At 69.2% G+C, this 7638-nt stretch carries 7 protein-coding genes; 4 read left to right on the top strand and 3 right to left on the bottom strand.

Going from position 1 to position 7638, the window contains the following annotated elements; translation table 11 throughout:
* The first annotated feature begins 24 nt into the window (after positions 1 to 24).
* Genes OS124_RS0121210 through OS124_RS0121225 form a run of 4 tightly spaced genes read left to right on the top strand, consistent with a single transcriptional unit; the run spans position 25 to position 3913 of the window.
* Positions 25 to 951 carry a branched-chain amino acid ABC transporter permease gene (locus OS124_RS0121210; protein WP_010142004.1) on the top strand — a complete coding sequence of 309 codons (927 nt, stop codon included), beginning with the start codon at positions 25 to 27 and terminating at the stop codon, positions 949 to 951.
* On the top strand, positions 948 to 1721 hold the full coding sequence (locus OS124_RS0121215; RefSeq protein ID WP_010142006.1) for an ABC transporter ATP-binding protein: 774 nt from the start codon (positions 948 to 950) through the stop codon (positions 1719 to 1721). Before OS124_RS0121210 ends, OS124_RS0121215 begins: the two co-directional genes overlap by 4 nt.
* Positions 1711 to 2424 (top strand): ABC transporter ATP-binding protein, encoded by a 714-nt coding sequence (locus OS124_RS0121220; RefSeq protein WP_010142008.1) that lies wholly within the window; start codon positions 1711 to 1713, stop codon positions 2422 to 2424. The genes OS124_RS0121215 and OS124_RS0121220 overlap by 11 nt, the downstream gene beginning before the upstream one ends.
* Positions 2425 to 2437: 13 nt before the next feature.
* Positions 2438 to 3913 (top strand): aldehyde dehydrogenase family protein, encoded by a 1476-nt coding sequence (locus OS124_RS0121225; RefSeq protein WP_050900942.1) that lies wholly within the window; start codon positions 2438 to 2440, stop codon positions 3911 to 3913.
* A gap of 153 nt (positions 3914 to 4066) precedes the next feature.
* Here OS124_RS0121225 and OS124_RS0121230 read toward each other — a convergent pair whose 3' ends face one another.
* The 3 genes from OS124_RS0121230 to OS124_RS25535 form a co-directional block, all read right to left on the bottom strand.
* A complete protein-coding gene (locus OS124_RS0121230) occupies positions 4067 to 4465 on the bottom strand; it encodes a Zn-ribbon domain-containing OB-fold protein (protein ID WP_010142010.1) in 399 nt (132 codons plus the stop codon).
* Entirely contained in the window at positions 4462 to 5628 is a 1167-nt protein-coding gene (locus OS124_RS0121235) for an acetyl-CoA acetyltransferase (protein WP_010142011.1), read from the bottom strand. Before OS124_RS0121235 ends, OS124_RS0121230 begins: the two co-directional genes overlap by 4 nt.
* 5 nt (positions 5629 to 5633) lie before the next feature.
* Positions 5634 to 7638, bottom strand: a 2005-nt coding sequence (locus OS124_RS25535; RefSeq protein WP_010142012.1) for a 3-hydroxyacyl-CoA dehydrogenase NAD-binding domain-containing protein, incomplete at its 5' end; no start/stop codon positions are given.

The raw sequence follows: 7638 nt of genomic DNA on the forward strand, positions 1-7638 counted from the left end.
CACACCGCCTCCGGCCCGCGGCCGATGGCGTTCGTCTGGGCCCTGGCCCTGGTGGCGGTCGCCCTGATCCCCTGGATCACCGGCAGTACCTTCCACTTCCATATCGCGATCATGGTCTGCATATCGGCGATGGCGACCGGGGGCCTTGCGGTCACCGCCTGGGTCGGCCAGCTGTCGCTCGCCCATGCCGCCTTCGCCGGGATCGGGGCCTATACCTCGGTGCTGCTGGTCACCCGTCTGGACCTGCCCGTCCTGCTGGGGTTGCCAGCCGGTGCCCTGGTTGCCGGGGCCGTGGCCTTCGTGATCGGCGCCCCCTTGCTGCGCCTGCGCGGTGTCTACTTCGTGCTGATCACCTTCGCGCTGAACGAACTGTTCCGCCTGGTCATGCTGGAAATCCCCGAATATTCGGGCGGATCGAGCGGCATCGCGGGCATTCCCAAGCTGTCGATCTTCGGCGTGACGCTGTCGAGCTACGAGGCCGTCTATCCCTTCGCCCTTGTCTGCCTGGCGCTGGTCATGGCCCTGCTCGTGCTGATCCGCAAAGGTCAGCTTGGCCACCGCTTCGGTGCGGTCGAAGAGAACCTTGCGCTGGCCGAGGCCTCGGGCATCCCGACCGCCCAGATCCAGACCCTGGCCTTTACCATCGGCAGTGCGATCGCCGGTTTCGCAGGGGCCTTCCTGGCGCATTACGTTGGCTTCATCTCGCCCGAGACCTTCGGGTTCCAGCTTTCGGTCTCTTACGTGATCATGCTGGTGACGGGCGGACGGCTGGCGCTTTGGGGGCCATTGGTCGGCGCGCTCTTCCTGACGCCGCTGCCCGAGTTCCTGCGCGGCGCGGTCGAGTACCAGCACATCATCTACGGCGTGGTCCTGATCGCGGTGCTGCGGTTCCTGCCGCAGGGCCTGGCGGGACTGCCGGCGCAGCTTGCACGCAAGGGAGGCCGGGCATGAGCACGCTTCTGGAAATCGGTGGCCTGACCAAGCGCTTCGGCGGTCTGACGGCCCTGTCGGATGTCAGCTTCACCGTGGCAGGGGACGCGATCACCGGCCTGATCGGACCCAATGGTGCGGGCAAGACGACCTGTTTCAACCTGATCACCGGGACCTTCCCGGCGACCTCCGGCACGATCCGCTTCCGGGATCAGGACATCTCTGGGCTGCCGCCGCACCGCATCGTCGAGCACGGGCTGGCGCGGACCTTCCAGGCCGCCACCACCTTCCCGACCGCGAGTGTGCGCGAAAACATCCTGCGCGGGGCGCTTCTGCGTCATCCGCTCGGGCTGGGGGCGATGCTGTTCGGTGGCGCGGCGGCCCGACGGGCAGAGCAAGAGGCGCGCGACACGGTCGAGCACGTGATGGAGGCGCTGGATCTGGCCGACCATGCCGACCGCGAGGCCGGAACGCTGGCTTACGGCCATCAGAAGCGCCTCGGCGTGGCGATCGGCCTGGCCACGCGTCCCGGGCTGCTGCTGCTGGATGAACCGGCCGCAGGGCTCAATCCCGACGAGGTGGACCGCTTCGGCTCCATGCTCAAGGAGATCCGGGCAAGCTTCGGTGTCTCGGTGCTGATCGTCGAACACCACATGCGGCTGATCATGCGGGTCTGCGATCACTTGGTGGTTCTGGATCATGGCGAGAAGATCGCCGAAGGCGCGCCGGCTCAGGTGCGCGACGACCCGAAAGTCATCGAAGCCTACCTGGGGGTCGACCATGCGCGGTGATCTTTCCGTCCGCAACCTTGTGGTGAACTACGGACCGGTGCGGGCCCTGCACGGCGTCAGCTTCGACGTGCCCGCGGGGCAGGTGGCCGCACTGGTCGGCTCGAACGGGGCCGGCAAGAGCACGGTGCTCAAGTCGATCTGCGGCCTGCTGAAACCCGTCGAGGGCGAGATCCGCGTCGGCGAGGAGCTGCTGCAGCCCCGCCCGGGCGATCCGCTGCGCCATGGCGTTGCGCTCTCGCCCGAGGGACGGCGGCTGTTTGGCCAGCTTTCGGTCGAGGAAAACCTGATCATGGGCTCCTACGCGGTGCGCGACAAGGCGGCGCGGCGCGAGATGCTGGAACGGGTCTACGGCTACTTCCCGCGGCTGAAGGAAAGGCGGCGGCAACTGGCGGGCTCGCTTTCGGGTGGCGAGCAGCAGATGTGCGCCATCGGCCGCGCCCTGATGGCGCTGCCGCGGGTGCTGCTGCTGGACGAACCCTCGCTGGGGATTGCGCCAATCATCGTCGCCGAACTTGCCGTCATCATCGAGGAAATCAGCCGCGACATGTCCATGACCGTGCTGCTGGTCGAACAGAACGCCCAGATGGCCCTGTCGATCGCCGCCACCGGTGTGGTGCTGGAAACCGGCAGCGTCGTGCTGACCGGCACGGGGCGGGAACTTTTGGAAAGCCCGGAGGTCCGGGCTGCCTATCTTGGAACTTGAGAAGGAACAGAACATGTCGCTGCTCGCGAAGAAGGCCACGATTCCTCCGGCCGATCAGGTGCAGGATCTGCTGATTGCGGGGCGAGCCGTGCCCGGAGACGGGCCGCCGCTGGATGTCGTGAACCCGGCGACAGGCGCGCTTCTCGGGCGCGTCGGGACCTCGACACCGGCGCAGGTGGCTGAGGCGATCGCCGCCGGCCACGCGGCCTTGCGCCGGACCGGCTGGTCGCATCTGCCGCCGCACGAACGGGCGCGGATCCTGTCGCGCGCCGCCGACGAAATCGAGCGTCAGGCCGATCACCTCGCAGTCCTCCAGATGAGCGAGAACGGCAAGACGCGCAAGGAAAGCCATGCCCAGGCCATGTCGGCGGCGGGGATCTTCCGCTACTACGCCGCCGTCTGCGAATGCAGCGAAGAGGCGATGCCGCCGGCCCGTGGCGACTACTACACGATGCAGGTCTACGAACCGGTGGGCGTGGTCGCCGCCCTGACCCCCTGGAACTCTCCGCTGACCATGGGGGCGCAGAAGATCGCGCCGGCCCTGGCGGCGGGTAACGCGGTGGTGCTGAAGGCGGCAGAGACCACTTCCTTCGTGACCCTGGCCCTGGGGCAATGCGTCGTCGAGGCCGGTCTGCCCGAGGGGCTGCTGTCGGTCCTCGCCGGCGGGCGCGAGACCGCCGTGGCGCTGGTCGAGGATCCGGGCATCGGCCTGATCAGTTTCACCGGCGGCACCGCCACGGGGCAGAGCATTGCCCGCGGCGCGGCGGACCGGCTGGTGCCTATGATCCTGGAACTGGGGGGCAAGTCGCCGCATATCGTCTTCGCCGATGCCGACCTGGAGGCCGCGGCCAAATCGGTGGCCAGCGGGATCTTCGGCGGCACCGGCCAGTCCTGCGTTGCCGGCTCGCGGCTCTTCGTCGAGGCCTCGGTGGCGGATCGCTTCCGTGACCTGCTGATCGAGGCGGCCGGGGCGATGCGGCTTGGGCCGCCCAGCGATCCTTCCAGCGTGATCGGTCCGCTTTCGTCCTTCGCGCATCGCGAGCGGGTCGAGGGCTTCGTGCAGGCCGGTGTCGCGGCGGGGGGCGAGATCCTCTATGGCGGCCAGCGCCCGGAGGGCGAGGTCTTCGCGGAGGGGGCGTATTTCCAGCCGACGATCATCGGCGGGCTCGATAACTCTGCCGCCATCGCGCAGGAAGAGATCTTCGGGCCGGTGCTCTGCTTCATGACCTTCGAGGACGAGGCGGACCTGGTGGGCGCGGCCAATGACAGCGATTTCGGCCTTGCGGCGGGGATCTGGACCGAGAGCTATCGTCGCGCCTGGCGGGTGGCCCGCGCCCTCGAGGCCGGGACGGTGTGGATCAACACCTACAAGCAGCTCTCGATCGCGGCCCCCTTCGGCGGCTTCAAGCTGTCCGGGCAGGGGCGCGAGAAGGGTCTGCAGGGGATGCGCGCCTACCAGCAGATGAAGAGCCTCTACTGGGCTGTCTGAGGGGTGGCAATCGCGGGCGTGGCCGTCTTGGCGGCCGCGTCCCTGTCAGGGCTGGGTGATCTGAAGACTACCCGAAGCGGCAAAAGAGAGGGGCGGCGCCATGTACCGGCGCCGCCCCTTTGCTTTACCCCCTGACCTATGGGTCCCCTGGGATCAGCAGTGGGTGAAGAAGGGCAGGGGTGGCCCCTCGGGCTGCGACACGAAGGTCACCTGCACCGCATCGCCGATCCGCAGCGCCTCTGGTTGCTGCGACAGGATGCGGGTCATCATGCGCGGCCCCTCGGCAAGCTCGACCAGCGCGACGGCAAAGGGCACATCCCCGCGGAAGGCGGGGCCGGTGCGATGCACCGTGGTCAGCGCGTGGATGGTGGCCTGCCCCGAGGCATCGACCCAGGCGGGCTCTTCGGTCATGCAGGCGGGGCAGACCAGGCGCGGATAGAAGATCGCGTGGTCGCAGGCCGTGCAGCGCTGGATCTTCAGCTGCCCGGCCTCCGCGCCCTCCCAGAAGGGGGCGGTTTCGGCATCGGGGATGGGGACGGGTCTGTTGCTCATCGGCGGGCCTCCTTTCCGAGGATCAGGGTGGAACCGGCCGACAGGGCGCCGCCGGTGCCATGCACGAGGGCAAGATCGGTCGCCACCTGGCGCGCCCCTGCCTCGCCGCGGATCTGGCGTACCGCCTCGACGATCAGGAAGATGCCGTACATGCCGGGATGGGTGTAGCTGAGCCCGCCGCCCTGGGTGTTCATGGCGAAATCGCCACCGGGCGCGATGCGTCCGTCCGAAACGAAAGCGCCGCCTTCCCCCTTCCCGCAGAAGCCGAGATCCTCGAGGCTCATCAGCGCGGTGATGGTGAAGCTGTCGTAGATCATTGCCAGGTCCATGTCCGCCGGGGTCACGCCCGCGCTCTTCAGGGCGGCCGGGCCGGTGATCGCGGCAGGGGTGACGGTCAGGTCGGGCATGTTGGCGATAGAAGCATGGGTGTGGGTCTCGGCCGAGCCCCAGAGCCAGACCGGAGCCCTGGGCAGATCGCGGGCCCGGTCGGCTTTGGTCACCACCACGGCGCCACCGCCATCGGTCACCAGGCAGCAGTCGAACTTGCCAAGCGGAGTGGCGATCATCGGCGCCGAGAGCACGTCCTCGATGCTCAGATCCTCATGCCGGGGAGCCTGGGGGTTGAGCTGCGCCCATTTGCGGGCCGCGACGGCGACCTCGGCCAGCTGCTCCCGGGTGGTGCCGTAAAGGTGCATGTGTCGGGAGGCGGCGAGGGCATAGGCGCCGGTCATCATCGGCAGGCCCCAGAGCCCCTCGAACTGGGTCGAGGCCAGCCAGGGGTCGGCCCCGCCGCCAAAGCCTGCGCCGGAGCTGCGCTGCGTCGATCCGTAGGTGATCAGGCAGGTGGTGCAGAGGCCCGCGTCAATGGCCAGGGCCGCGTGCTGAACATAGGCCTCGAAGGAGCAGCCCCCGAGCGAGCTCGAGTCGCTGAAGCTGGGCGTGATCCCGAGATATTCCGCCACCTGCACCGAGGGCATCCGCGTGCCGCGGGACGAGCCGATGGAGAGCACGCCATCCACATCGGCCAGGGTCATCCCGGCATCGGCCAGCGCCCGGCTGGCGGCCTGGGCGTGCAGTTGCAGCTCTGTCCTGTGGGGCAGGACGCCGACCTCGCTTTCGGCGACGCCGGCGATCACCACCCCGTCCCTGAAGTTCTTTCCCATGGTGATCAGCTCTCCTTGTTCCTGTCAGCTTGCCAGTCGGCAAAGGTGCGGTCTTCGCGGGCCAGCCGCTCCAGCAACGGGGCGGGGCGCAGGCGGTCTTCGCCCGTCTCTTCCGCCCAGGCGGCCAGGGCGCGGGCCAAGGTGCCAAGGCCTTCGCCGTCGGCCCAGTACATCAGCCCGCCGCGCCAGGCCGGGAAGCCGTAGCCATGCACATAGGTCACGTCGATGTCCGAGGGGCGCGCTGCGATCCCCTCGTCCAGGATGCGCGCCGCCTCGTTCACCATCGGGTAGAAGATGCGGGCGCGGATCTCGTCATCGGTGAAGGTGCGTTGCGGAGCGCCAAGCCGCTTTGATACATCGGCAATGAGCTGATCCACCTGCGGATCGGGGCGGGGCGTGCGCCCGTCCTCGTAGAGGTAGTAGCCCTTGCCGGTCTTCTGCCCGAAACGGCCGAGCCCGCAGAGCGCATCAGCCACCGGCAGGGCGTAGCCCTGACCCCGGCGCACCATGCGGGCGACGTCCAGACCGGCCAGATCGGCCATCTGGAACGGGCCCATGGCCATGCCGAAGGCGGTGATGACGCGGTCCACCGTCTCGGGGCGGGCGCCCTGCTGCAGCAGCTGTTCCGCCTGGTGGTGGCGTTGCCGCAGGATGCGGTTGCCGACGAAGCCGGGGCAGTTGCCGACGATAACCGCCTGCTTGCCCAAAGTGGCGGCAAGCGCCAGCGCCGTGGCCAGGGTGTCGGCATCGGTCTTTGCGCCGCGCACCACCTCAAGCAGGGTCATCACGTTGGCGGGCGAGAAGAAGTGCAGTCCGACCACGCGCTGCGGGCGCCCGGTCGCGGCCGCCATCTCGTCGATGTCCAGGGAAGAGGTATTGGTGGCCAGCACGGCCCCGGGCGCCAGCAGCGCGTCGAGGTCCCGGAACAGCTGCTGCTTCAGCGCCATGTCCTCGAAGACGGCCTCGATCACCAGGTCGGCGTCCTGTGCCGCCTCGAGCGTCTGGGCCGGGGTGATGCGAGCCATGCGCGCCTCGGCTTCGGAGGGGCTGAGGCGCCCGCGCTTCACCGAGATATCGTAGTTCTTGCGGATCCGGTCCAGGCCGGCGGCAAGGCCTTCCGCACTCTTGTCGATCAGGGTTACGGGCAAGCCCGCGTCGGCAAAGCACATGGCAATGCCGCCGCCCATGGTTCCCGCCCCGATCACCGCGGCGCGGGTGATCCTGCCAGCGGTGCCGGTCAGGCCGTCGGGCAGCCGCGCCGCTGTGCGTTCGGCGAAGAACAGATGGCGCATCGCGGCAGATTGCGGGCCTTCGCGCAGCCGCTGGAAAAGGGCCTGTTCGGCCTCTTGCGCTGCGCGCCCCTCTAGCGTGAAGGCATTGCCGATGGCCTCGACGAGAAGGTGTGGTGCCTCGGCGCCCCGGGCGCGCTTCAGCAGGCGCTCTGCGGCGGCTTCGAAGTCGGCGCGCGGACCGAGGGCCGCGCCGGGCGCGCTGCGCGGCGCGTCGAGAAGTCCACGGGCACAGGCGAGGCCGGCACGGCGCAGGTCGGCGTGGTCCGCCGAGACCTCGCTTAGCAGACCGATGTCCAGGGCCTCGGCGGCCGAGATGCGCCGGGCAGCGGCGATCAGGTCGAGCGCCGCGACGGCGCCGATCACGGCGGGCAGTCGGAAGGTGCCGCCCGCGCCGGGGATCAGGCCCAGCTTGACCTCGGGCAGGCCCAGCTCGGTGCCGGGCGCCGCGACACGACCTGCGCAGGCCAGGGCCAGTTCGAACCCGGCGCCCAGCACCGGCCCGTGCAGGGCCGCGACCACGGGCTTTGCCATGGCCTCGATCCGCAGGAACAGCTCGGGGGAGGTCGGTTCGACCGGTGGCGCGGCAAGCTGGCGGATGTCGGCGCCGGCGCAGAAGGTCCGCCCCGTGCCCATCAGGACCACCCCGCGCAGGCTGTCATCGGCCTCGATCGCGTCCAGCTGGGCCGACAGCGCGGTTCGCACCTCATGGCCCATGGCA

The sequence above is a fragment of the Oceanicola sp. S124 genome (assembly GCF_000220565.1).
GTDB lineage: Bacteria > Pseudomonadota > Alphaproteobacteria > Rhodobacterales > Rhodobacteraceae > Pseudooceanicola.

Bases quoted from the DNA above. Each gene is read 5' to 3' on its own strand.
- OS124_RS0121225 (WP_050900942.1), top strand. From the start codon at position 2,438: ATGTCGCTGCTCGCGAAGAAGGCCACGATTCCTCCGGCCGATCAGGTG.
- OS124_RS0121215 (WP_010142006.1), top strand. From the start codon at position 948: ATGAGCACGCTTCTGGAAATCGGTGGCCTGACCAAGCGCTTCGGCGGT.
- OS124_RS0121210 (WP_010142004.1), top strand. From the start codon at position 25: ATGGCGTTCGTCTGGGCCCTGGCCCTGGTGGCGGTCGCCCTGATCCCC.
- OS124_RS0121235 (WP_010142011.1), bottom strand. From the start codon at position 5,628: ATGGGAAAGAACTTCAGGGACGGGGTGGTGATCGCCGGCGTCGCCGAA.
- OS124_RS0121230 (WP_010142010.1), bottom strand. From the start codon at position 4,465: ATGAGCAACAGACCCGTCCCCATCCCCGATGCCGAAACCGCCCCCTTC.
- OS124_RS0121220 (WP_010142008.1), top strand. From the start codon at position 1,711: ATGCGCGGTGATCTTTCCGTCCGCAACCTTGTGGTGAACTACGGACCG.